Origin of the sequence: Streptomyces sp. NBC_01171, assembly GCF_045039805.1 — a bacterium.
Lineage (GTDB): Bacteria > Actinomycetota > Actinomycetes > Streptomycetales > Streptomycetaceae > Streptomyces.
Map to the genome: position 1 here is coordinate 2096159 of NZ_CP108609.1, position 22795 is coordinate 2118953.

Genomic DNA, 22795 nt, shown 5'->3' on the forward strand with positions numbered 1-22795 from the left:
GGCGAATCGCGTGCACGGGTGCGCGTCGAGTAGCGTTGCCGACCATGCGTCTCGTCATTGCCCGGTGCTCGGTCGACTACGCCGGCCGGCTCACCGCCCACCTGCCCTCGGCCCCCCGCCTGATCCTGGTCAAGGCGGACGGCAGCGTCTCCATCCACGCGGACGACCGGGCCTACAAGCCCCTCAACTGGATGTCGCCGCCCTGCACCCTGAAGGAGGGCGTGGGTGACGAGGCGGGCGTGTGGACCGTCATCAACAAAGCGGGCGAGAAACTGATCATCACGATGGAGGAAGTCCTCCACGACTCGTCCCACGAACTGGGCGTGGACCCCGGTCTGATCAAGGACGGCGTGGAAGCGCACCTCCAGGAGCTGCTCGCCGACCGCATCGAGACGCTCGGCGAGGGCTACACCCTGATCCGCCGCGAGTACATGACGGCGATCGGCCCGGTCGACATCCTGTGCCGGGACGCCAACGGCGGCACGGTCGCCGTCGAGATCAAGCGGCGCGGCGAGATCGACGGCGTGGAGCAGCTCACCCGCTATCTGGAGCTGCTCAACCGCGATCCCCATCTCGCCCCGGTGCGCGGGGTGTTCGCGGCCCAGGAGATCAAGCCCCAGGCCCGCGTGCTGGCCACGGACCGGGGCATCGGCTGCCAGGTCCTCGACTACGACGCCATGCGCGGCATCGAGGACGACAAGCTGCGCCTGTTCTGAGTCTCCTCGACCCTCAGATCACCGGCGGTTCGGTGCTCGCGCTCTCCGTGGTCTCGCCGGAGGTGGACGCGGACGCCGTGGCGCCGTCGGCCGGGCCGCCGGCCGAGGTCGAGGTCGTCGGGGGCGTGGTGGGGTCGTCGGGCGTGCTCGGCTCGCCGGTGTCGGTCGGCTCTCCTGGGGTCGTCGGTTCGTCGGTGCCGCTCGGGGGCGTCGACGGCTTGCCCGTCTTGGTCGGCTTGCCCGTGGGCCCGGTGGAGCCGCCGCCGCCGTGTGTCGGCTCGGGGCTCGTCTCGCCGCCGGTGCCCTGCGTGCCCGTCGGGTCGGCGCTCGGGCTGCCGGTGGTGGCGGACGGCGTGGGGTCGTCCGAGGTGCCGGGGGTGCCGTCCGGGCCGGGGCCCACGGGGCGCATGGTGGTGGCACGGGCGGGCGCCGGTTCGTCCCGCTTCGGGACCGCGCCCAGCGTGCCGTCGTCCAGGTCCTGGGTAGCGGTCGGGTTGCCGCCCCCATTGCTCGCCGGGTTGCGTCCGGCGCCCTCGTCGGAGGTCATGCCGAGGGTGACGACGGTGCCGAGCACCGCGACCAGCAGCGCGCCGGACCCGGCGGCCACCAGATTGCGCCGGGCGATGGCCCGTACCCCGCCGCGCCCCTTCGCCGCGCCGGGCTGCCGGGCGACGACGGTCTCCTGGCCGTAGCCGTACGACGGGGTGAACGCGGCCGGGGCCGGGGCGAGCGGTGCCGTCCGGGCGGCCGGGGGTTCCTCGGCCATCAGGGCGGCGAGGCCCGGCAGATCGCCGCTGCGGTCCGCGACCAGGGCGAGCGCGCGGCGGCCCGCGACGGTGCCCCGCATGTCGGAGAGCGCGGTGCGCATCCCGTGCGAGACCTCCAACTCCGAGCGCGCGCGGTCCAGTTGGCCGTCGATCAGGGCGAGGATGCCCAGCTCGTGGTGGAAGTAGGCGCGCTCCGGGACGTCCTGGGCGAGGCGGGCGGCCTCGGACCCGGCGTGCAGGGCCTGTTCCCACGCGGTCCAGTGCAGTCCGGCGGCGAAGGCGGCGGCGGCCGCGTGGGCGAGCCGGACGGCGGTCGCCTGCTCGTCCTCGCCCTCGGCGGCCGGCTCGGTGCCGGGCAGGACGGTCTCCAGCGCGGTCAGCACCGCCGCGGCCTCCGCGCACACCCGCCCCGGGGTGACGGAGGGGTGGGCGGCCCACCAGGCGTAGTGCCGGGCGGCGGTACGGGCCTCGGCGGGGGCGTCCTCGCCGTATCCGGCGGCCTCCAACTGGGCGCGCACCCCGGCCGCGAGGCGGTAGCGGGGGCCGGCCGGGGAGACCAGCCCGCAACCGAGGAGTTCGCCGAGCGCGGCGTCGGCGTGGGTGTCGCCGACCAGGGCCGGCAGATGCGCCGGGTGCGGCAACTCGCCGTCCAGGGCGACGGCGATGCGCAGGGCGGCGCGGGCGGAGGTGCTGAGGCGGGAGGCGAGCAGCGGGGCGGGCGCGGCGGCCTCCGCGAGGGAGGGCAGCGGCACCTCCTCGGCCTCCTCGTCCTCCAGCGGCAGGTCGAGCACCGCGTCGGCGGGGACGCGTACGTCCTCGAAGACGCCGTACTCGTCCACCACACCGCCGCTGGCCCGCAGTTGCTCGCGCTGCCGGAGCAGGGCGCCGGCCTGGACGAAGCGCAGCGGCAGGCCCTCGGACTCGAACCAGAGGTCGCCCGCCCAGACGGCCTCCTCCTCGGTGAGGTCGCGGCCCACCGACCGCTCCAGGATCTCCACCCCGGCGGCGCGGTCGAGTCCGGGCAGGTCGACGTCCTCGATGTCACCGGCGGCCGCGGGGGTGTCCGGGGTGGCGGCGAGGAGGAAGGCGCACTCGGGGGCGGCTTCGAGCAGTTCGGTGAGGGCGGCGCCGCCGAACTCCAGGTCGTCGATCAGGACGACCGCGCCGATCTCCTTGACGGTCTCGCGCAGTTCGTCCTGCTGGAGGCGGTGGCGGGGGGCGTCGTAGACGGTGTGGAAGAGGTCGCGCAGCAGGTCGTCGGGGGTGCGGTGGAGGCCGTCGAGCCGGACCACGCCGTCGGGGGCGAGGTCGGCGCAGTCCTCCGCTACGAGGTCGAGCAGGGCGGTGCGGCCGGAGCCGCCGGGGCCGGTGAGGCGGACGGTACGGCCGTGGGTGAGCAGCCGGACCAGCCGCTCGCGTATCTCCTGACGCTCCAGCAGCTCGTTCTCCGGCACCCGGTGTCCGGGCGGGGCGGGCGGCAGGGCGGCCCGCTCGTACTCGGCACGGGCGGCGGGGGTGCGCTTGGCGGGGGCGTCCGGGCGCTGGTGCGGCGGGCAGGGTTCTATCTCGCTGCCGTCGACGGGGTTGACGGTGAGCAGGAAGTCGCCGCAGACCAGCCGGGTGGTGCGGGCGGGCACGGGGCCGCTCGGGGCGAAGTCGGCGGTGAGGGGGTCCCGCGGCGGACGGCGGCTCAGTGCCTGACCGTGGTCCTCGGTTCCCGGAAGTATCGGGTCCATGGGTTCAAAGCCCCCAAAAGCGTCGTGTGCCGATCTCGACCCCTCCCGGCCTGCCGCACGTCGCGCTGTCGCTTCTGGTCCGGGCCCGCTCGCGAAATACACGAGGCGGCGGGCGACCGAACCCTAAACCGTCGGCCGGGGTCCACGACAGGGCGGGGTGCCGGACGGCCCGAGAGATCCGGGAGATCACCTTCCGGTGAGGTATGCGCGCGACGCGCCGTTCAGGACGACTTGGAGCCTGCCCCGACTCCGGAACCTCACACGCGGGGCAGCGACTCCACGCCGACTCCGCCCTCGATGGCGAGAATGCGGTGCAGCCGGGTGGCCACGAGCAGTCGCTGCATCTGCGGCGGCACCCGGCGCAGCACCAGGCGCCGCCCGCAGCGGCCCGCGCGCCGGTGTGCGCCCATGATGACGCCGAGTCCGGTGGCGTCCCAGGAGTCCAGTTCGGACAGGTCCAGCACCAGATCGCCGATCCCGTCGTCGACCGCCGCGTGGAGGGCCGTACGGGCGTCCGCCGCGCTGCGGACGTCGAGGCGCCCCCCGACGACCAGCTCGGCGTGGTCGCCCCTGATGTACATATGCGCTCCCCGTTGAGTGCGAGTGGCGTTCTCCGTGACGGTGCTGTGCAACGTCTGACTGTGTGGGTGTCGGTCCGGTTGCTGGTTGTAAGCGAACCGATACCGAATTCACCCGCGGGGGTGATCCCCCTGAGCGGTTGTACGGACGCGCACGGGATCGGCGTGTGACCCGGACGCGATCAGTACGTGTAGAAGCCCTGCCCGCTCTTGCGGCCGATGTCACCGGCGTCCACCATCCGGCGCATCAGCTCCGGCGGGGCGAACTTCTCGTCCTGGCTCTCGGTGTAGATGTTGCCGGTGGCGTGCAGCAGGATGTCGACCCCGGTGAGGTCGGCGGTGGCCAGCGGGCCCATGGCGTGCCCGAAGCCCAGCTTGCAGGCGAGGTCGATGTCCTCGGCGGTGGCCACGCCCGACTCGTAGAGCTTGGTGGCCTCGACCACGAGGGCCGAGATCAGGCGCGTGGTGACGAAGCCGGCGACATCGCGGTTGACGACGATGCACGTCTTGCCGACCGACTCGGCGAACTCCCGCGCGGTGGCGAGGGTTTCGTCGCTGGTCTTGTAACCCCGGACCAGCTCGACGAGCTGCATCATCGGCACCGGCGAGAAGAAGTGCACGCCGACCACGCGCTCGGGATGCTCGGTGACGGCCGCGATCTTGGTGATCGGGATGGCGGAGGTGTTGGAGGCGAGCACGGCGTCCGGGCGCACGATCTTGTCGAGCGCGCGGAAGATCTCGTGCTTGACCTCCAGCTTCTCGAAGACGGCCTCGATCACGATGTCCGCGTCCGCGACGTCGTCCAGGTCGGTGGTCGGGGTGATCCGGGCGAGGGCGGCCTCGGCGTCGGCCGCGTCCAGCTTGCCCTTGGCGACGAACTTGTCGTAGGAGGCCCGGATGCCGTCGGTACCGCGCTTCAGCGCCTCGTCGGTGACGTCGCGCAGGACCACGTCCCAGCCGGCCTGTGCGGCGACCTGGGCGATGCCGGACCCCATGAGACCGGCCCCGATGACGGCGAGCTTCCCTGCCACTCCGACTCCCCTTACGCGCTGTTTATGGTTCCTCTCGGCGGACATTAGCGCTCGGGCGACGCGTTGAGGACCGTAAGTAATGCGTGTCACGGTCTCAGGGCGTGAGACACCCGTCACGTTCCGGTTCCGTCGCTCCGGTCCGTCAAATCCGCACCGCTTCGCGCCCTTTGGGGCAACTACGCTGGCCGCATGGTCAATCTGACGCGCATCTACACCAGGACCGGCGACCAGGGCACCACCGCCCTCGGCGACATGAGCCGGACCGCCAAGACCGACCTGAGGATCTCCGCGTACGCGGACGCCAACGAGGCGAACGCGGTGATCGGCACCGCCGTCGCGCTGGGCGGCCTGGCGGAGGAGGTCGTCACGGTCCTCACCCGGGTGCAGAACGACCTCTTCGACGTGGGCGCCGACCTGTCGACGCCGGTGGTGGAGAACCCGGAGTACCCGCCGCTGAGGGTCGAGCAGTTCTACGTGGACCGACTGGAGGCGGACTGCGACCGGTTCAACGAGCGGCTGGAGAAGCTGCGCTCGTTCATCCTGCCCGGCGGCACCCCCGGCGCGGCCCTGCTGCACCAGGCGTGCACGGTGGTCCGGCGGGCCGAGCGCTCCACCTGGGCGGCGTTGGAGGTGCATGGCGAGACGATGAACCCGCTCACCGCGACCTACCTCAACCGCCTCTCCGACCTGCTCTTCATCCTGGCCCGCACCGCGAACAAGGAGACCGGCGACGTGCTGTGGGTGCCGGGCGGCGAGCGCTAGCCCGGACACAGGAGTGGGGGGCGCCTCCGCGAGACGCCCCCTCCCCTACCGGTCCGCGTCGCTCCTGGCGTCGCGGTCGGCCGCGGCGGCCGCCGACTCCGCCGCGTCGACCTTCTTCTTCATGTCCGCGTAGCCCGAAGGGGTGCTGGAGGGGGTGGCGGCCTTGTCGTGGCCGCAGGCCGTGGTGAGGGCCGCGAGGGCGGCCAGGGTGACGGCCGCCGCCGCGCGCCAGGGACCGCGCATCACTTGTCCGCCTTGCCGCCGTCGTTCTTCGCGCACCAGGTCTTGACCCCGGCGAGGTCCTTCTTGCGCTGCTCCAGGTCCCTCTTCAGCGACTCGCGGGTGTCGAGGCGGCCCTGGAGGAAGGTGGCGATCTCGGTGTGGCCGGCCTTCTTGGCGTGGTCCACGCGCTGCTGGAGCCGGGCCACGGAGCCGCGCCGGGCCTTGCCCGCGTCGAGTCGCTTCAGGGCGCGGTCGATGCGCTGGTCGATCTTCGGCGCCCGCTTGCACAGGGCCCGCGCACCGTCCCCGGCGGGCTTCGCGCCGGGAGAGGCGTCGGCGGCGGACGCGGCACCGGCCGAGCCCGCCAGCAGCGCCGCGGTGGCGAGGCCCGCGAGGAGGGTGCGGGTGCTTCGTCGTGCGTCCATGTGCGTCTCCGTTCACGTCCGGGACGGGCCGTCGGTGCCCGTCCGTCGTCCCGGAGGCTAGGAGGCGTCCTTGGGGAAACTCTGTGACCGCTTCGCCCCGGCCGTCCCGATCAGCCAGTCCCGCCGTCCCGGCGCCCCGGTGCCGTCCAGCGGCAGGCGCACCTCGAAGCGGGCCCCGGTGCCGTGCGGGCCGTCGGTGACGCCGACGCTGCCCCGGTGCAGCGCGGCCTGCTGGGCGACGAGGGTGAGCCCGAGCCCCGAGCCGGTGCTGTGCGGGCCCCGCTGGAACCGCTCGAAGAGCCGCTGCCGGGACGCGGGCGGTATGCCGGGCCCCTGGTCGGCCACGACCAGGACCGCCTGCTCACCGGCGCACCGCACGGCCACCCGTATCCGCGCGACGCCCGCCGGATCGCGGCCGTGGGCGAGCGCGTTGGCCAGCAGGTTGTCCAGCAGCAGCCGCAACCCCGGCTCCCAGCCCGGCACGGTGACCCCCGGCTCGGCGTCCAGGGCGATGTCGGCGCCCCGGTCCCGGCGCCGTACCTCGGCCACGGCGGCGTCGGCGAGGTCCGCCAGGTCCACGGCGGCGAAGGTCTCGGCCTCCACCAGGTCACCCCGGCCCAGCTCCCGGAGCATCACCAGCAGGTGGAGCAGCCGGGCGTGTTCGAGCCGCAGGTCGGCCAGTGCCTCGTCCCGGTCCGGGTCGGGCAGGCCGGGGAGGCCGAGGACGTCCAGGTTGGTGCCCATGCTCATCAGCGGGGTGCGCAGTTCGTGCGCGGCGGCCGAGGAGAAGGAGCGGGCGGTGTCGAGCGCCTCGGCGGTGCGGGCGGCCTGCTCGTCGTAGCGGGCGAGGACGGTGCGCAGGGTGGAGCTGAGTTCGTCGACCTCGGTGACCCCGGTCCGCTCCGGCTCCAGCCGTACGCCGCTGGTGCGCGGGTCGAGACCGGCGGTGCGCCGGGTGAGGCGGCGCAGCGGGGCGCTCGCGCCGGCGGCCAGCGCCCACGCGAGGGCGCCGGAGGCGGGCGCGGCGAGCAGCGCGGTGAACACGACCCGGCGCCGGACCAGCAGGACTTGGGCCCGGTCGGCGGTGTCGGGGGCGAAGACCCACAGGGTGCCGCCGCGCACCGGCCGGGCCAGCCCGCGCCAGCTCCGGGCGCCGTCGCGGATGGTCACCGGCCCGGTGGTCCGCTCGGGCAGCCGGGCCGAGGGGCCGGGCTGCGGGCCACCGCTGAAGACGCCGCCCGGCCCCTGGACGCGTACGCCGACGTCGAGGGCGGCGCTGAACAGGTGCCGTTCGCGCTGGTCGGCGACGCGGGGGTGATTGCCCGCCGAGGCGCGCAGCAGGGCGCGGGCGTCCGGGGCGATGGCGGCGGCGCGCTCGCGCAGGTGCTGGTCGCCGGCCCGGTGCAGGTCGCGGGCGATCAGGTGGGTCAGCAGCCAGCCGGAGGCCAGCACCAGCAGCGGGACGGTGCAGCCGACGGCGAGGCCGACGCGGGCGGAGAGCCTCACCGCGCCTCCCGGAACACGAAGCCGACTCCACGCACGGTGTGGACCAGCCTCGGGGCGCCGTCCGCCTCCAGTTTCCGGCGCAGATAGCTGACGAAGGTGTCGACGGCGTCGGTGCGGACCTCGAAGTCGTAGCCCCAGACGCGTTCCAGGAGCTGGTCGCGGGTGAGGACGAGCCCGGCGTTGCGCATCAGCACCTCCAGGAGCTGGAACTCCCGCCGGGTCAGGTCGAGTACGCGGCCGTCGCGCAGGGCGGTGCGGGCACCGGGGTCGATCTCGACCCCGGCCTCGCGCAGCACCTCCCGGCCGGTGGGCGGGCTGCGGCGCAGCAGGGCGCGCAGCCGCAGCACGAGTTCCTGGAGGGCGAAGGGCTTGACGAGGTAGTCGTCGCCGCCCGCCTGGAGCCCGGCGATCCGGTCGGCGGTCTCGTCCAGCGCGGACAGCATCAGCACGGGCAGCTCGCGACCCTCCTCGCGCAGCCGGGCGCACACCTGGATGCCGGTGAGGCCGGGCATCGACACGTCCAGCACCAGCACGTCCGGCGGCTCCTGGCCGAGGGCGGCGAGCGCCTCGTCCCCGTCGGCGGCGGTGCGCACCGTGAAGCCGTTCAGCCTCAGGCCGCGCTCCAGGGAGCGGCGGATCGCCGCGTCGTCGTCCACCACCAGGACGGTTCCGGGGCTTGCCGAGTCACTCACGCGTCCTCCTCGCGGGCCGTCAAACCCCTACCGCAGCAGAGGAGTTGAGGTTAAGTCGAATTGCGGAACAAATGGTCCAGACCTATTGACCTCTGGTCCAGACCTTTCCTATTCTCGCGGCAGCATGGGCGTGAAGGCTCAGTCATGCCCCCCATGCCTCTGGAAGTTCCCCCCGACATCGAGGGAGGCGCACATGCGCTTCAGACACAGAGTCGCGGCGGGTGCCGTGACCCTGCTGCTCCCCCTGGCCGGCCTCGTCGGCCTGGCCGCTCCCGCCCAGGCCGCCACCGACGTCACCGCGACCTATGTGAAGTCCCAGGACTGGGGCAGCGGTTTCGAAGGCAAGTGGACCGTCAAGAACACCGGCACCACCGCCATCAGCTCGTGGACGATCGAGTGGGACTTCCCCTCGGGCACGTCCGTCTCCTCCGCGTGGGACGCCGACGTCACCTCCTCCGGCACCCACTGGACGGCGAAGAACAAGTCGTACAACGGCTCGGTCGCCCCCGGCTCCTCCATCTCCTTCGCCTTCAACGGCGCGGGCTCCGGCTCCCCGAGCAACTGCAAGCTGAACGGCGACAGTTGTGACGGCACCACGGTCCCCGGTGACGCGGCGCCCTCCGCCCCCGGCAAGCCCACCGCCTCCTCCGTGACCGACACCTCGGTCAAGCTGAGCTGGTCGGCCGCCACCGACGACAAGGGCGTCAAGAACTACGACGTCCTGCGCGACGGCGCCAAGGTCGCCACCGTCACCACCACCACGTACACGGACACCGGTCTCACCGCCGGCACCGACTACTCCTACAGCGTGCGCGCCCGGGACACCGCCGACCAGACCGGTCCGGCCAGCGCCTCGACGGCCGTGCACACCACCGGTGGCGGCACCAACCCGCCGCCCGCCACCGGCGACAAGGTCAAGCTCGGCTACTTCACCGAGTGGGGCATCTACGGCCGGAACTACAACGTCAAGAACATCGTGACGTCCGGCTCCGCCTCCAAGATCACGCACATCAACTACGCCTTCGGCAACGTCACCGGCGGCAAGTGCGCGATCGGCGACTCCTACGCCGACTACGACAAGGCGTTCACCGCCGACCAGTCCGTCAGCGGCGCCGCCGACACCTGGGACCAGCCGCTGCGCGGCAACTTCAACCAGCTCCGCCAGCTCAAGGCCAAGTACCCGAACATCAAGGTGCTGTGGTCCTTCGGCGGCTGGACGTGGTCCGGCGGCTTCGGCGAGGCGGCCAAGAACCCGGCCGCGTTCGCCCAGTCCTGCTACGACCTGGTGGAGGACCCCCGCTGGGCCGATGTCTTCGACGGCATCGACATCGACTGGGAGTACCCCAACGCCTGCGGTCTGTCCTGCGACACCAGCGGCTCCGCGGCCTTCAAGAACGTGGCCTCCGCGCTGCGTGCCAAGTTCGGTGCCAACTACCTGGTCACCGCCGCGGTCACCGCGGACGGCTCCGGCGGCGGCAAGATCGAGGCCGCCGACTACGCGGGCGCGTCGCAGTACCTCAACTGGTACAACGTGATGACGTACGACTTCTTCGGCGCCTTCGACGCCAAGGGTCCGACCGCCCCGCACTCCCCGCTCACCTCGTACAGCGGCATCCCGAAGGCGGGCTTCACCACCGCCGACGCGATGGCCAAGTACAAGGCGGTCGGCGTCCCGGCGAACAAGCTGCTCATCGGCATCGGCTTCTACGGCCGCGGCTGGACCGGTGTCACCCAGGACGCCCCCGGCGGCACCGCCACCGGAGCCGCTCCGGGCACCTACGAGGCGGGCATCGAGGACTACAAGGTGCTCAAGGGCTCCTGCCCGGTCACCGGCACCGTCGCGGGCACCGCGTACGCCCACTGCGGCAGCAACTGGTGGTCCTACGACACCCCGTCGACCATCGCCGGCAAGATGAGCTGGGCCAAGAACCAGGGCCTGGGCGGCGCGTTCTTCTGGGACTTCACCGGGGACACCAGCAACGGTGAACTCGTGACGGCCCTCAGCAACGGCCTGTCGTAAGAGAATTCGAGGGGCCTAGCCCCTGAGCGACGTTGACACTCCCCCGGACTTCGTCCGGGGGACCCCCACCCGGCGAGTGAATGTGGCTACGCCACATTCACTCGCTGACCGGGCGGGGCTGCTTCCAGCCACGCGAGAAATCCGGTCAGCGCGTCTTCGCTCATGGCGAGTTCGAGGCGCGTGCCCTGGTGGACACAGGCGAGGATCACCGCGTCGGACAGCAGCGCCAGTTCCTCCTCGCCCTCGGGCAGCCGGCGGCCGGCCACCTCGATCCGCGAGCGCTCCAGCACCCGGCGCGGGCGCAGGGCGTAGGAGAACACCCGGAACCACTCGATGCGGTCGCCGTTGTAGCGGGCCACGCCGTAGCTCCAGCCCTTGCCGTTCACGCTCGCCTGGTCGCCGTGCTCGGCCACGTCCCAGCGCAGCGAACAGTCGAAGGTGCCGCCGGAACGCTGGATCAGCCTGCGGCGCAGGCCGAACAGGAACAGACCCACCACCACGAGCGCGACCACGATTCCGCACACAGTCAGAGCGAGGACCATCGACACCGACCTCCTCGTCTCCCAGTAGTGGAACTGCTTTCGGCTCAGGGTAATGAAACCGCAGAGCCAGGTAATGGAACCGGAAAAACACCCGGATTCACCTCAGCCGCGACCGGCACCGGAATGTTCCGGGCCGGCCGCGGCTGAATGATGGGTCACACGGCGCGATGGATCAGCGCGCGGAGGTCGCCGCCCGCAGACGGACGTCGGCGCGACGCTGGGCGTCCTCGTCGTCCTCCGCCTTCGCTCGCTCCAGCTCGCGCTCGACGCGCTGGACGTCGATCTCCTCCGCCAGCTCGGCGACCTCGGCCAGCAGCGACAGCTTGTCGTCCGCGAACGAGATGAAACCGCCGTGCACCGCGGCGATGACGGTCCCGCCGTCGCTGGTGCGGATGGTCACGGGGCCCGACTCCAGCACACCGAGCAGCGGCTGGTGACCGGGCATGACGCCGATGTCGCCGGACGTGGTGCGCGCGACGACCAGGGTGGCCTCGCCGGACCAGACCTGGCGGTCGGCGGCGACCAGCTCGACGTGCAGCTCAGCAGCCAAGGTTGGCTCCTCGGATCACCACCCGGCCGTTGTGCCGGGTGTTGGGGTCAATTCTAGGGGGCGTGGCCGAGGGGGCGGGGCGTGCCCGCCCCCCGGCCAGGAGCGCGGGTGTCAGGAGACGCCCAGCTCCTTCGCGTTCTTCTTCAGGTCCTCGATACCACCGCACATGAAGAACGCCTGCTCCGGGAAGTGGTCGTACTCACCGTCGCAGATCGCGTTGAACGCGGCGATGGTCTCCTCCACCGGAACGTCCGAACCGTCCACGCCGGTGAACTGCTTGGCGACGTGGGTGTTCTGGGACAGGAAGCGCTCCACGCGACGGGCACGGTGGACGACGAGCTTGTCCTCCTCGCCCAGCTCGTCGATACCGAGGATCGCGATGATGTCCTGGAGGTCCTTGTACTTCTGCAGGATGTTCTTGACGCGCATGGCGCAGTCGTAGTGGTCCTGCGCGATGTACCGCGGGTCCAGGATGCGGGACGTGGAGTCCAGCGGGTCCACGGCCGGGTAGATGCCCTTCTCCGAGATCGGACGGGACAGAACCGTCGTCGCGTCGAGGTGGGCGAACGTGGTGGCCGGGGCCGGGTCGGTCAGGTCGTCCGCGGGGACGTAGATCGCCTGCATCGAGGTGATCGAGTGACCGCGCGTCGAGGTGATGCGCTCCTGGAGGAGGCCCATCTCGTCGGCCAGGTTCGGCTGGTAACCCACGGCGGACGGCATGCGGCCGAGCAGCGTGGAGACCTCGGAACCGGCCTGCGTGAAGCGGAAGATGTTGTCGATGAAGAACAGCACGTCCTGCTTCTGGACGTCACGGAAGTACTCGGCCATGGTGAGGCCGGCCAGCGCGACGCGCAGACGGGTGCCCGGCGGCTCGTCCATCTGACCGAAGACGAGCGCGGTCTTGTCGATGACGCCCGACTCGGTCATCTCCGCGATGAGGTCGTTGCCCTCACGCGTGCGCTCACCGACACCGGCGAACACGGAGACACCGTCGTGGTTGTTGGCGACGCGGTAGATCATCTCCTGGATGAGCACCGTCTTGCCGACACCGGCACCGCCGAACAGGCCGATCTTGCCGCCCTTGACGTACGGGGTGAGCAGGTCGATGACCTTGACGCCCGTCTCGAACATCTCGGTCTTCGACTCGAGCTCGTCGAAGTTCGGGGCCTTGCGGTGGATCGGCCAGCGCTCACCGGTGTGCTTCTCGTCGACGTTCAGCACCTCGCCGAGGGTGTTGAACACCTTGCCCTTGGTGAAGTCGCCGACCGGGACGGAGATGGCGGCGCCGCTGTCCGTCACGACGGACTGGCGGACCAGACCGTCGGTGGGCTGCATGGAGATGGTGCGGACCAGGCCGTCACCCAGGTGCTGGGCGACCTCCAGGGTCAGCGTCTTCTTCTCGCCCTGCTTCGCCGGGTCGGAGACCTCGACGGTCAGGGCGTTGTAGATCTCCGGCATCGCGTCGACGGGGAACTCCACGTCGACGACCGGGCCGATGACGCGGGCGACGCGACCCGTGGCCGCCGCGGTCTCAACAGTGGTGGTCATTTATCGGTCACTCCCCGCGGTCGCGTCGGCCAGGGCGCTGGCGCCACCGACGATCTCGCTGATTTCCTGGGTGATTTCGGCCTGGCGGGCCGCGTTGGCAAGACGGGAGAGCGTGTTGATCAGCTCGCCCGCGTTGTCGGTGGCCGACTTCATCGCGCGCCGCGTGGCGGCGTGCTTCGAAGCGGCCGACTGGAGCAGCGCGTTGTAGATCCGGCTCTCGACGTACCGCGGCAGCAGGGCGTCCAGGACGTCCTCCGCCGAGGGCTCGAAGTCGTACAGCGGAAGGATCTCACCGTCGCCGGTCTTCTCCTCCGCCACCTCCTCGAGGCGCAGCGGGAGCAGCCGCTCGGCGACCGCCGTCTGCGTCATCATCGAGACGAACTCGGTGAAGACGATGTACAGCTCGTCCACGCCGCCGTCGGTGTCGGGCGTCTCGATGGCCTCGATCAGGGGCGCCGCGACCTTCTTGGCGTCCGCGTACGTCGGCTCGTCGGTGAAGCCCGTGTACGACTCCGCGATCTTGCGCTCACGGAAGTTGTAGTGCGCGACACCGCGGCGGCCGACGATGAACGTCTCCACCTGCTTGCCCTCGCGCTCGAGGCGCTCGGTGAGCTGCTCGCCCGCCTTGATGGCGTTGGAGTTGAAGGCGCCGGCCAGACCGCGGTCGCTCGTGAGGAGCAGGACCGCGGCACGGGTCGGGTTCTCGGCCTCCGTGGTGAGCGGATGCTTGGTGTTCGAGCCGGTGGCGACCGACTTGACCGCGCGGGTCAGCTCGTCCGCGTACGGCTTGGAGGCCGTCACCTTGCGCTGCGCCTTGACGACACGCGAGGCGGCGATCATCTCCATCGCCTTGGTGATCTTCTTGGTCGCGGTGACGGATCGGATGCGACGCTTGTAGACCCGGAGCTGGGCTCCCATGAGTCAGGTCCCTTCCTTACGTCACTTGGCGGGAGAGGCCGGGGTGTCGTCGCCGAGGAGCTTGCCGTCCGAGGTCTCGAACTGCTTCTTGAACTCCGCGATAGCGTCACCGATGGCCTGCAGGGTGTCGTCCGACATCTTGCCGCCCTCCCGGATGGAGGTCATCAGGCCCTGGTGCTTGCGGTGCAGGAACTCCAGCAGCTCCTTGTCGAAGCGACGGACGTCCTCGACCGGCACGTCGTCCATGCGGCCCGTACCACCGGCCCAGATCGAGACGACCTGGTCCTCGGTGGACATCGGCTGGTACTGGTTCTGCTTCAGCAGCTCGGTCATCCGCTGACCGCGGTCGAGCTGGTTCTTGGACGCCTGGTCCAGGTCGGAACCGAAGGCGGCGAACGCCTCCAGCTCACGGAACTGGGCGAGGTCCACGCGCAGTCGGCCGGAGACCTGCTTCATCGCCTTGTGCTGGGCGGAACCACCGACTCGGGAGACGGAGATACCGACGTTCAGCGCGGGACGCTGACCGGCGTTGAAGAGGTCCGACTCCAGGAAGCACTGGCCGTCGGTGATGGAGATGACGTTGGTCGGGATGAACGCCGAGACGTCGTTGGCCTTCGTCTCGACGATCGGCAGACCGGTCATCGAGCCGGCGCCCATGTCGTCGGAGAGCTTCGCGCAGCGCTCCAGCAGACGGGAGTGCAGGTAGAAGACGTCACCGGGGTACGCCTCGCGGCCCGGCGGACGGCGCAGCAGCAGGGACACGGCGCGGTAGGCGTCGGCCTGCTTCGACAGGTCGTCGAAGACGATCAGGACGTGCTTGCCCTGGTACATCCAGTGCTGACCGATGGCGGAACCGGTGTACGGCGCCAGGTACTTGAAGCCGGCCGGGTCCGACGCCGGGGCGGCGACGATGGTCGTGTACTCCAGCGCGCCGTTCTCCTCCAGCGCGCGGCGCACGCCGGCGATGGTGGAGCCCTTCTGGCCGATGGCGACGTAGATGCAGCGAACCTGCTTGTTCGGGTCACCGGTGCGCCAGTTGTCGCGCTGGTTGATGATCGTGTCGACGGCCAGGGCGGTCTTGCCGGTCTGGCGGTCACCGATGATGAGCTGGCGCTGGCCGCGGCCGATCGGGGTCATGGCGTCGACCGCCATGTAGCCCGTCTCCATCGGCTGGTGCACCGACTGGCGCTCCATGACCGTGGGGGCCTGCAGTTCGAGGGCGCGGCGGCCGTCGGTCTCGACCTCGCCGAGGCCGTCGATCGGCTGGCCCAGCGGGTCGACGACACGGCCGAGGTAGCCGTCGCCGACGGCGACCGAGAGGACCTCTCCGGTGCGGTGCACCGGCTGGCCCTCCTCGATGCCGCTGAATTCACCGAGAACGATGGCACCGATCTCGCGCTCCTCGAGGTTGAGGGCGAGACCGAGGGTGCCGTCCTCGAACTTCAGCAGCTCGTTGGCCATGGCCGAGGGCAGACCCTCGACCTTCGCGACGCCGTCGCCGGCGACGGTGACCGTACCGACCTCCTCGCGCGAGGCCGCGTCCGGCTTGTACGACTGGACGAAGTTCTCCAGTGCGTCCCGGATCTCCTCCGGCCGGATCGTGAGCTCCGCCATCTGGGTTCCCTGCTCTCCTTGTTGGGCCCGAAGTTTCACTTTGGGGGGATGTCTGACTCCGGACTCCCCCCTGAACGAGGTGAATCCTCTGCACGGCCCAACCAGGGCCGTAATTACGTACTACGTGTTGAGTTCTAGCTCGCCATGCGGCGGGCGACGTCGTCCAGCCGGTCCGCCAGGGAGCCGTTGATGACCTCGTCGCCGACCTGCACCCGGATTCCGCCGATCACATCGGGGTCCACGTCCAGGTTGAGGTGCATCCGGCGGCCGTAGAGCTTCGCCAGGGCGTCACCCAGGCGACGCTTCTGCGCTTCGCTCAGCGGCACCGCCGAGGTGACGGTCGCCACCAGCCGGTCCCGGCGCTCGGCGGCCAGCTTGGACAGGGACTCGAGTCCCGCTTCCAGGCTACGTCCACGCGGCGCGGTGACCAGCCGGGTGACCAGACGCTCGGTGACGGGCTTGGCCCGTCCGCCCAGCAGCCGGTGCACCAGCTCGGTCTTGGCCGCGGTGGACGCCGACCGGTCGGTCAGCGCGGCCCGCAGGGCCGGGTCGGAGGCGACGATCCGGCCGAACCGGAACAGCTCGTCCTCGACGTCGTCCAGCGTGCCCGACTTCTCCGCGGCGGTGAGGTCGGCGATGTCCGCCAGCTCCTCCAGCGCGTCCACCAGGTCGCGGGGCTGCGACCAGCGGGACCGGGCGAGTCCGGCCACCAGGTCGGCGGTCGGACCGCTCACCTGGCCGCCGATCAGGCGCTGCACCAGCTCGGCCTTGGCCTCGGCGGGCTGCGCCGGGTCGGTGAGGACCCGGCGCAGGCCGGCCTCGCGGTCGAGCAGCGCGGTGACGGCCGCCAGCTCGTCGGCGAGCTGCGCGGCATCCACCGGGGTGGAGTCCGTCAGCGCGTCGAGACGCTCCCGTGCGGCTGCCAGGGCCTCGCGGCTCGCTCCGTTCATCGCGTGGCCTCGGCCTTCTCGTCGAGCTCGTCGAGGAAGCGGTCGATCACACGGCTCTGCCGGGCGTGGTCCTCGAGGGACTCACCGACGAGCTTGCCGGCCAGTTCGGTGGCGAGCTTGCCGACGTCCTGGCGGAGCGAGGCCGAAGCGGCCTTGCGGTCGGCCGCGATCTGGGCGTGACCGGCGGCGACGATCTCCTCGCGCTGACGCTGGCCTTCGGCCCGCATCTCCGCGATGAGCGTCGCACCCTGCTCCTGAGCCTCCTGGCGAAGCCGGGCGGCCTCGTGACGAGCCTCGGCGAGCTGCGCCTTGTACTGCTCGAGGACGCTCTGCGCCTCGGTCTGCGCGGCCTCGGCCTTCTCGATCCCGCCCTCGATCGCTTCGCGGCGCTCCTCCAGAACCTTGTTGATGTTCGGGAGGAGCTTCCAGGCGAGGAAGCCGAAGACGATGACAAAGGCGATCAGGCCGATGACGAGCTCTGGGATCGGCGGGATGAGGGGGTTCTCGGCCTCCTCAGCCGCAAGCTGAACCAGGGGGCTCATATCAGTGCCTTTCGTCTATGGGTAACGCGGCGGTCGGGTCAGGAGGCCGGGTAGACGAACGGCATGACCAGACCGATGAGGGCGAGCGCCTCACAGAAGGCGAAGCCGAGGATCTGGTTGGCGCGGATCAGGCCGGCCGCCTCGGGCTGGCGGGCGAGGGCCTGCGTGCCGTTACCGAAGATGATGCCGACGCCGACGCCCGGACCGATGGCGGCGAGACCGTAACCGATGGAGCCGAGGTTGCCCTTGATCTGGACACCGGCGGCAAGGGTTTCGAGAGCGGACATGCCGGTTCTTCCTTCTCTTTCAATGACCGGTGGGGGATGGCCACCGGATGTCTGGATGGGTGTGGCTGAGCGGGCTCAGTGGTGCTCGGCGAGCGCGCCCTGGATGAAGCTGCACGTGAGGAGCACGAAGACGTACGCCTGGACAGCCTGGATGAAGAGCTCGAAGGCGGTCATCACGATGACCATGACGAACGAGACACCGGAGTAGGCGATGCCGATGCCGTTCAGCATGTACCAGCTGGCGATCGTGAAGAGCAGCAGCAGCGTGTGACCGGCGAACATGTTGGCGAACAGTCGCACGGCGTGCGTGAACGGCCGCACCAGCAGGTTCGAGAACAGTTCGATCGTCATCGACAGCGGGAGCACCGCGCCGAGCGACTTGTCGTAACCGGTGAAGTTCTTGAAGGCGCCGACGAAGCCCTGGCGCTTGAAGGTCAGACCGACCCAGAGGACGTAGACGATCGCGGCCAGGATGGCCGGGTACGAAATGATCGCCGTCACCGGGAACTGCGCGACCGGGATGATCGACCAGAGGTTCATCATCCAGACGAAGAAGAACAGCGAGACGACCAGAGGTACGTACTTCTCGCCCTCCTTCTTGCCGATGGTCTCGTAGACGACGCCGCGCCGGATGAAGTCGTAGCCGGACTCGGCGATCATCTGGAGCTTGCCGGGGACGACCTTCGGGCGCGCGAAGGCGGCCCAGAAGAAGGCCACGACGACGATGGAGCCGATCAGGGCCAGCAGCATCGTCTTGTTGAAGTACAGGTTGCTGTCCGCGTCGCCCCAGAGGGGCTTGAACAGGAACGAGTGCAGGCCCGGAGCCGGGAAGCCGCACCCGGTGAACAGGTGACAGCTCGTGTCGAAAGCGAGCGTCTGCGTCGGGTCAGCACTCACCGCGGGCTCCTTCATCGTGGCGCATGGGTACGGCAACCTCGTTGTGTCGGCGCGGCGTGCGGCCGCGGTTCGGCACGGGACTGGTGTTACGGATGTGGGGGCGGCTGAGGGGCATCTCGCCTCGCAGTGGAACAGGCGTCAGCTCGGATGCCCGCGCCCGCGATGCCGCAGTTGGCACCGGACGATAGCAGGATCTTCCCCGTGCCTTTATCCCGGCCCTACCCCTCACGACGAACGGTCCGTCTTGTGGGACTTGTCTTCCTTCGACGGAGTATCGGGATCGACGTAGAGGATCTTGGCCTTCATGTGGGCGCGCGCCTGGGCGGCGATCCACGTCAGAGTGGTGACGACCAAGACGATGGCGAAGGCACGGGGATTGAACAGGTTCGTGTTCTTGAACACGGCCACGAAGACGACCAGCAGCAGGAGTTGGGCCGCGTAGAGCATGAGGCCCATCATCTGGAAGAGCTGCGGGAACGACCTGGCGGTGCGCTGCAGGACGTAAAGACCGATCCCCATGAAGAGGATGACGATCAGTGTGCCCACGACGGCCCCGATCGCGCCCTTGCCGCCGGCGACCACACCGCTGACGACGGCAGCGATCGCGCCGACGGCAGCCGTGGGCACCGCGGCCTGGGCAAGAATCCGGACGTCATTGGACGGCATGGCGGCAACTCCGCTTTCACAGGGGGCAGGTGTCGTCATGGACGAGCGTAGTCCCGGACCGGGTGATCGTTACCGCGCACCAATGGACCGTTGCACTAGGGCCCTTCGGCTCTGTCCGGGGTTCTCGTGAACCGTATCACAAACTATTTGATGAGGTCTTTACCTGCCGGGTGTGCCTGCTGTCACACATGAGGGTGACGGTGCGCGTCTGTGCCGAAGCCGCGCCCAGTTGTCTGGTATTGGGGGACTTTGCCCCCACCCCACTCCCCCACGGCTCCCCCATGAATGGGCAATGCTCTAGTCAGATTCTTACCTTGCGGCCCTTGGTGGAACGCGTACGGGCGCCGATCGCGGTCGCCCCGTTGACCCCCGGCACGGCCGCCACGGGCGCCGGCTCGGCCAGGGCCGCGGTGGCTGCCTCGCCGGGCTCGTGCTCGCCGTTCTCACCGTCTTCCGACGGTTCCGCATAGCGGCGGTAGCGCGGCGGTACGAAGTGCTGGGCCCAGCGCGGGGCGTGGGGGGTGAAGCGGGGCAGGAGGAGCATCACCAGACCGATGGCGCTGAGGAAGACCACCCCGAGCACGATCCACATCGACGCCGAGTTGACCGAGTAGGCGAGCACGCCGAAGCCGATGAGCGCCGACCAGAAGTACATGATGAGCACCGCCCGGCTGTGCGAGTGCCCGATCTCCAGCAGCCGGTGGTGCAGATGCCCGCGGTCCGCCGCGAACGGCGACTGGCCGCGCCAGGTGCGCCGCACGATGGCCAGCACGAGGTCGGCGGCCGGGATGGCGATGATCGACAGCGGCAGCAGCAGCGGGATGTACGCGGGCACCATCTGGTGGACGGTGCTGCGCTCGGAACCGGAGAACAGGTTCAGCCGGTCCGGGTCGATCTGGCCGGTGACGGAGATGGCGCTGCCGGCCAGCACCAGGCCGATCAGCATCGAGCCGGAGTCGCCCATGAAGATGCGCGCCGGATGCATGTTGTGCGGCAGGAAGCCCAGACACATGCCCATCAGGATCGCCGCGAACAGGGTCGCGGGCGCGGCCGCCTCGATGCCGTAGCCGTACCAGATGCGGTAGGCGTACATGAAGAACGCGGCGGTGGCGATGCAGACCATGCCGGCGGCGAGACCGTCGAGGCCGTCGACGAAGTTGACCGCGTTGATGGTGATGACGACCAGGGCGACGGTCAGCAGGGTGCCCTGCCACTGGGTGACGGCGACCAGGCCAACACCGGGCACCGGCAGCCACAGGATCGTCAGACCCTGCACCACCATCACACCGGCGGCGATCATCTGGCCGCCCAGCTTGATCAGGGCGTCGATCTCGAACTTGTCGTCCAGCACGCCGATCAGCCAGATCAGCGCGGCCCCGGACAGCAGGGCGCGGGGCTCGTTGGACTTGGCGAAGACCTCGTTGAGGTTCTCCAGGTGGTCCGCGACGAGCAGGCCCGCGCACAGTCCGAAGAACATGGCGATACCGCCGAGCCGCGGAGTGGGCTCCCGGTGCACGTCCCGTGCCCGGATCTCCGGCATCGCTCCCGCCACGATCGCGAATTTCCGTACCGGTCCTGTCAGCAGGTACGTCACCGCGGCCGTGATGAGAAGCGTCAGCAGGTATTCACGCACGGGCATCCCCACAGAGTTCGCTGGCCATCACAGCCCCACACCCTAGCGAGGGACACGTACGGTTAAGGACCGGCGGGGGACGGGGATGGTTCCGACGGGGGCGTTCCGTACCCGTATGCCACCCCTTCTCACTCCGGGTACGGCGGAAAGTCGGCGGTCAGCTCGCGCACCTCGGCCCGCGCGGTCGCCGGATCCAGGGCGCCGCCGACCACGCCGACCAGCAGTGCGGCGATCCGGGCCATGGCCGGCTCCCCCATGCCCTGGGTGGTGACGGCGGCGGTGCCGAGCCGCAGCGCCCGGCCGCCGGTGTGCGCAAGCGCACAGCAGTCCAGGACCAGTCCGGCGGCCGCGAGCCGGCCGCGCGCGGTGCGGCCGTCCATGCCGAGGGGGGCGGGGTCGGCCACGATGAGGGCGGTGTCGGTGCCGCCGGTGGAGACCGTGAACCCGGCGTCGGCCAGGTACCCGGCGAGCGCGTGCGCGTTGGCGACCGTCTGGTGGGCGTAGGCCGCGAACGCGGGGGTGGCCGCCTCGCCGAACGCGACGGCCTTGGCGGCGACGCTGTTCATCTGGGCGCCGCCCTGGGTGAAGGGGAACACCGCCCGGTCGACCCGCTGGGCCAGCTCGGCCCCACACAGGATCAGCCCGCCGCGCGGCCCCCGCAGCGTCTTGTGCGTGGTGGCGCACACGAGGTCGGCGTACGGCACCGGATTCGGCGCCGCTCCCCCGGCGACCAGCCCGGCGGAGTGGGTGAGGGTCACGATGAGATACGCCCCGACCTCGTCGGCGATCTCGCGGAAGAAGGCGTGGTCGAAGTGGCGGGGGTAGGCGATGGAGCCGCACACGATCGCCTTGGGCCGGTGCTCGCGTGCCAGCCGGCGCACCTCGTCGTGGTCGACCAGTCCGGTCTCCGGGTCCAGGCCGTAGCCGGTGAAGTCGAACCAGCGGCCGGAGAAGTTCGCGGGCGAGCCGTGGGTGAGATGGCCGCCGTCGTCGAGGCTCAGGGCGAGGACGGTGTCACCGGGGCGCAGCACGGCCGCGTAGGCGGCCAGGATGGCCGAGGAGCCGGTCGTGGGCTGGACGTTGGCGTGTTCGGCGCCGAACAGCGCCTTGGCGCGCTCGACAGCGATGCGTTCGGCGGTGTCGGCCAGCGCGCAGCCCCCGTGGTACCGGGAGCCGGGGTAGCCCTCGGCGTACTTGTTCGCCAGCGCGGAGCCGAGGGTGGCGAGCACGGCGGGCGAGGCGAAGTTCTCGGCCGCGGTGAGCTGGAGGGTCGTCGACTGCCGGTCCAGCTCCCCACGCAGGATCTCGGCCAGCTCCGGGTCCTGCCGGCTCAGTGCGTCCGCTTCCAGCACGGGTGTGACCGACATGACGGGCTCCGGACGGTCGACGGCGACGTGGGGAGAGGCCCCAAGTCTCCAATGTAGGCCGTGCCGGGGGCGGCCGCGCGGCCGCCGGACCCGTCCCGACGCCGGAGCCCGGCGCGCGTCACATGCGGGCGGGCACGCCCGTCAGCGCGGTGACGACCGGGTCGAGGGCGTCGCGTATCTCGTCGCCGATGGAACGGAAGAAGGGCAGCGGGGCCCCGTAGGGGTCGTACACCTCGTCCGCCTCGGCGGTGGGGGCGAGCAGCCAGCCGCGCAGCGCGGCGGCCGCGCGGACCAGGGCGCGGGCGCGCAGCACCACGCCGTCCTCCAGGGGCGGCAGGGTCGCCGGGTCTATCGCGCGGACCAGGCGGGTGAACTCCTTCAGGGTGAAGGTACGCAGGCCCGCCGAGTGGCCCATGGAGATGACCTGGGCGCGGTGGTCGCGGGTGGCGGTCAGCACCAGGTCGGCCATGATGACGTGCTCGTCCAGCAGCTCCCGGCCGGTGAACCCGGCCGCGTCCGCGCCGAACTCGGAGAGCACGGTCTCCGCGTTCTCCTCCATCCGGGCGCCCTCGTGGCCCCAGGTGCCGGCGCTCTCCACGATCAGGCCGCCGCCGAGCACACCCAGCCGTTCCGCCACGAAATGCCGGGTCAGCCGCTCGGTGATGGGCGAGCGGCAGACGTTGCCGGTGCTGACGTGGAGGATGCGGAAGGTGTCGCGCGGGAACCCGAACGTCGTGGTCTGCTCCGCCGGGCGGTCCGCGCCGCCTATGCCGCGCATGGGGTGACCCCCTGCCCGGAGCGCTCGGGCGGGACGTACCGGTCGGGG

At 70.6% G+C, this 22795-nt stretch carries 23 protein-coding genes; 3 read left to right on the top strand and 20 right to left on the bottom strand.

What is annotated here, in order from left to right; genetic code table 11:
* The first annotated feature begins 44 nt into the window (after positions 1–44).
* Entirely contained in the window at positions 45–716 is a 672-nt protein-coding gene (gene nucS / locus OG448_RS09490) for an endonuclease NucS (RefSeq protein WP_030815995.1), read from the top strand.
* 13 nt (positions 717–729) lie between these two features.
* Here the strand turns inward: nucS and OG448_RS09495 are convergent, their stop codons facing one another.
* From OG448_RS09495 to OG448_RS09505, 3 genes are all read right to left on the bottom strand, one after another.
* Positions 730–3219, bottom strand: a complete 2490-nt coding sequence (locus OG448_RS09495; protein WP_405552746.1) for an ATP-binding protein — start codon at positions 3217–3219, stop codon at positions 730–732.
* A 257-nt stretch (positions 3220–3476) separates the two neighbouring features.
* On the bottom strand, positions 3477–3800 hold the full coding sequence (locus OG448_RS09500) for an STAS domain-containing protein (protein ID WP_135789822.1): 324 nt from the start codon (positions 3798–3800) through the stop codon (positions 3477–3479).
* Between the two features lie 179 nt (positions 3801–3979).
* The gene (locus tag OG448_RS09505) at positions 3980–4828 is read right to left on the bottom strand and encodes a 3-hydroxyacyl-CoA dehydrogenase family protein (protein ID WP_405552748.1); all 849 of its coding nucleotides are present in this window, start codon (positions 4826–4828) and stop codon (positions 3980–3982) included.
* Between the two features lie 189 nt (positions 4829–5017).
* Here OG448_RS09505 and OG448_RS09510 point away from each other — a divergent pair, with 189 nt between their 5' ends.
* Positions 5018–5590 carry a cob(I)yrinic acid a,c-diamide adenosyltransferase gene (locus tag OG448_RS09510; protein WP_405552750.1) on the top strand — a complete coding sequence of 191 codons (573 nt, stop codon included), beginning with the start codon at positions 5018–5020 and terminating at the stop codon, positions 5588–5590.
* A gap of 45 nt (positions 5591–5635) precedes the next feature.
* On the opposite strand, the gene OG448_RS09515 is transcribed toward OG448_RS09510, so the two are convergent.
* The 4 genes from OG448_RS09515 to OG448_RS09530 are packed head-to-tail and all read right to left on the bottom strand — an operon-like array spanning position 5636 to position 8435.
* The gene (locus OG448_RS09515) at positions 5636–5833 is read right to left on the bottom strand and encodes a hypothetical protein (protein WP_405552752.1); all 198 of its coding nucleotides are present in this window, start codon (positions 5831–5833) and stop codon (positions 5636–5638) included.
* The gene (locus OG448_RS09520; RefSeq protein WP_405552754.1) at positions 5833–6237 is read right to left on the bottom strand and encodes a hypothetical protein; all 405 of its coding nucleotides are present in this window, start codon (positions 6235–6237) and stop codon (positions 5833–5835) included. Before OG448_RS09520 ends, OG448_RS09515 begins: the two co-directional genes overlap by 1 nt.
* A gap of 57 nt (positions 6238–6294) precedes the next feature.
* Positions 6295–7743 (bottom strand): sensor histidine kinase, encoded by a 1449-nt coding sequence (locus tag OG448_RS09525; protein WP_405552756.1) that lies wholly within the window; start codon positions 7741–7743, stop codon positions 6295–6297.
* On the bottom strand, positions 7740–8435 hold the full coding sequence (locus tag OG448_RS09530) for a response regulator transcription factor (protein WP_405552758.1): 696 nt from the start codon (positions 8433–8435) through the stop codon (positions 7740–7742). Before OG448_RS09530 ends, OG448_RS09525 begins: the two co-directional genes overlap by 4 nt.
* A 193-nt stretch (positions 8436–8628) precedes the next feature.
* Here OG448_RS09530 and OG448_RS09535 point away from each other — a divergent pair, with 193 nt between their 5' ends.
* On the top strand, positions 8629–10455 hold the full coding sequence (locus tag OG448_RS09535) for a glycosyl hydrolase family 18 protein (RefSeq protein ID WP_405552759.1): 1827 nt from the start codon (positions 8629–8631) through the stop codon (positions 10453–10455).
* A gap of 86 nt (positions 10456–10541) precedes the next feature.
* On the opposite strand, the gene OG448_RS09540 is transcribed toward OG448_RS09535, so the two are convergent.
* The 13 genes from OG448_RS09540 to OG448_RS09600 form a co-directional block, all read right to left on the bottom strand.
* Positions 10542–10997: a DUF2550 domain-containing protein gene (locus OG448_RS09540; RefSeq protein ID WP_405552761.1), complete on the bottom strand. Its 456-nt coding sequence runs from the start codon at positions 10995–10997 to the stop codon at positions 10542–10544.
* A gap of 172 nt (positions 10998–11169) precedes the next feature.
* A complete protein-coding gene (locus OG448_RS09545; RefSeq protein ID WP_405552763.1) occupies positions 11170–11547 on the bottom strand; it encodes a F0F1 ATP synthase subunit epsilon in 378 nt (125 codons plus the stop codon).
* A gap of 111 nt (positions 11548–11658) precedes the next feature.
* Positions 11659–13095: a F0F1 ATP synthase subunit beta gene (gene atpD / locus OG448_RS09550; RefSeq protein ID WP_405552765.1), complete on the bottom strand. Its 1437-nt coding sequence runs from the start codon at positions 13093–13095 to the stop codon at positions 11659–11661.
* Positions 13096–14013, bottom strand: coding sequence for a F0F1 ATP synthase subunit gamma (locus OG448_RS09555; protein WP_405552767.1), 918 nt, complete (start codon positions 14011–14013; stop codon positions 13096–13098).
* Between the two features lie 21 nt (positions 14014–14034).
* Positions 14035–15627 (bottom strand): F0F1 ATP synthase subunit alpha, encoded by a 1593-nt coding sequence (gene atpA, locus OG448_RS09560; protein ID WP_405552769.1) that lies wholly within the window; start codon positions 15625–15627, stop codon positions 14035–14037.
* 134 nt (positions 15628–15761) lie between these two features.
* Positions 15762–16577, bottom strand: a complete 816-nt coding sequence (locus tag OG448_RS09565) for a F0F1 ATP synthase subunit delta (RefSeq protein ID WP_405552771.1) — start codon at positions 16575–16577, stop codon at positions 15762–15764.
* On the bottom strand, positions 16574–17119 hold the full coding sequence (locus OG448_RS09570) for a F0F1 ATP synthase subunit B (RefSeq protein ID WP_130332345.1): 546 nt from the start codon (positions 17117–17119) through the stop codon (positions 16574–16576). The genes OG448_RS09565 and OG448_RS09570 overlap by 4 nt, the downstream gene beginning before the upstream one ends.
* Before the next feature lie 38 nt (positions 17120–17157).
* A complete protein-coding gene (locus OG448_RS09575; RefSeq protein ID WP_018544514.1) occupies positions 17158–17406 on the bottom strand; it encodes an ATP synthase subunit C in 249 nt (82 codons plus the stop codon).
* Positions 17407–17481: 75 nt separating this feature from the next.
* Positions 17482–18318 (bottom strand): F0F1 ATP synthase subunit A, encoded by an 837-nt coding sequence (gene atpB / locus OG448_RS09580; RefSeq protein ID WP_405552774.1) that lies wholly within the window; start codon positions 18316–18318, stop codon positions 17482–17484.
* A gap of 210 nt (positions 18319–18528) precedes the next feature.
* The gene (locus OG448_RS09585; protein WP_405558736.1) at positions 18529–18969 is read right to left on the bottom strand and encodes a hypothetical protein; all 441 of its coding nucleotides are present in this window, start codon (positions 18967–18969) and stop codon (positions 18529–18531) included.
* Positions 18970–19270: 301 nt separating this feature from the next.
* Positions 19271–20602, bottom strand: a complete 1332-nt coding sequence (locus OG448_RS09590) for an MraY family glycosyltransferase (RefSeq protein ID WP_405558738.1) — start codon at positions 20600–20602, stop codon at positions 19271–19273.
* A gap of 128 nt (positions 20603–20730) precedes the next feature.
* Positions 20731–21969 carry a serine hydroxymethyltransferase gene (gene glyA / locus OG448_RS09595; protein WP_405552776.1) on the bottom strand — a complete coding sequence of 413 codons (1239 nt, stop codon included), beginning with the start codon at positions 21967–21969 and terminating at the stop codon, positions 20731–20733.
* 118 nt (positions 21970–22087) lie between these two features.
* Positions 22088–22747, bottom strand: a complete 660-nt coding sequence (locus OG448_RS09600) for a low molecular weight phosphatase family protein (protein ID WP_030815947.1) — start codon at positions 22745–22747, stop codon at positions 22088–22090.
* Positions 22748–22795 lie beyond the last annotated feature (48 nt).

What these genes read in the sequence shown, in the direction of transcription:
- nucS (WP_030815995.1), top strand. Translation starts at nt 45, where the DNA reads ATGCGTCTCGTCATTGCCCGGTGCTCGGTCGACTACGCCGGCCGGCTC.
- OG448_RS09495 (WP_405552746.1), bottom strand. Translation starts at nt 3,219, where the DNA reads ATGGACCCGATACTTCCGGGAACCGAGGACCACGGTCAGGCACTGAGC.
- OG448_RS09500 (WP_135789822.1), bottom strand. Translation starts at nt 3,800, where the DNA reads ATGTACATCAGGGGCGACCACGCCGAGCTGGTCGTCGGGGGGCGCCTC.
- OG448_RS09510 (WP_405552750.1), top strand. Translation starts at nt 5,018, where the DNA reads ATGGTCAATCTGACGCGCATCTACACCAGGACCGGCGACCAGGGCACC.
- OG448_RS09515 (WP_405552752.1), bottom strand. Translation starts at nt 5,833, where the DNA reads ATGCGCGGTCCCTGGCGCGCGGCGGCGGCCGTCACCCTGGCCGCCCTC.
- OG448_RS09520 (WP_405552754.1), bottom strand. Translation starts at nt 6,237, where the DNA reads ATGGACGCACGACGAAGCACCCGCACCCTCCTCGCGGGCCTCGCCACC.
- OG448_RS09535 (WP_405552759.1), top strand. Translation starts at nt 8,629, where the DNA reads ATGCGCTTCAGACACAGAGTCGCGGCGGGTGCCGTGACCCTGCTGCTC.
- OG448_RS09540 (WP_405552761.1), bottom strand. Translation starts at nt 10,997, where the DNA reads ATGGTCCTCGCTCTGACTGTGTGCGGAATCGTGGTCGCGCTCGTGGTG.
- atpD (WP_405552765.1), bottom strand. Translation starts at nt 13,095, where the DNA reads ATGACCACCACTGTTGAGACCGCGGCGGCCACGGGTCGCGTCGCCCGC.
- OG448_RS09555 (WP_405552767.1), bottom strand. Translation starts at nt 14,013, where the DNA reads ATGGGAGCCCAGCTCCGGGTCTACAAGCGTCGCATCCGATCCGTCACC.
- atpA (WP_405552769.1), bottom strand. Translation starts at nt 15,627, where the DNA reads ATGGCGGAGCTCACGATCCGGCCGGAGGAGATCCGGGACGCACTGGAG.
- OG448_RS09565 (WP_405552771.1), bottom strand. Translation starts at nt 16,577, where the DNA reads ATGAACGGAGCGAGCCGCGAGGCCCTGGCAGCCGCACGGGAGCGTCTC.
- OG448_RS09570 (WP_130332345.1), bottom strand. Translation starts at nt 17,119, where the DNA reads ATGAGCCCCCTGGTTCAGCTTGCGGCTGAGGAGGCCGAGAACCCCCTC.
- OG448_RS09575 (WP_018544514.1), bottom strand. Translation starts at nt 17,406, where the DNA reads ATGTCCGCTCTCGAAACCCTTGCCGCCGGTGTCCAGATCAAGGGCAAC.
- atpB (WP_405552774.1), bottom strand. Translation starts at nt 18,318, where the DNA reads ATGAAGGAGCCCGCGGTGAGTGCTGACCCGACGCAGACGCTCGCTTTC.
- OG448_RS09585 (WP_405558736.1), bottom strand. Translation starts at nt 18,969, where the DNA reads ATGCCGTCCAATGACGTCCGGATTCTTGCCCAGGCCGCGGTGCCCACG.
- glyA (WP_405552776.1), bottom strand. Translation starts at nt 21,969, where the DNA reads ATGTCGGTCACACCCGTGCTGGAAGCGGACGCACTGAGCCGGCAGGAC.
- OG448_RS09600 (WP_030815947.1), bottom strand. Translation starts at nt 22,747, where the DNA reads ATGCGCGGCATAGGCGGCGCGGACCGCCCGGCGGAGCAGACCACGACG.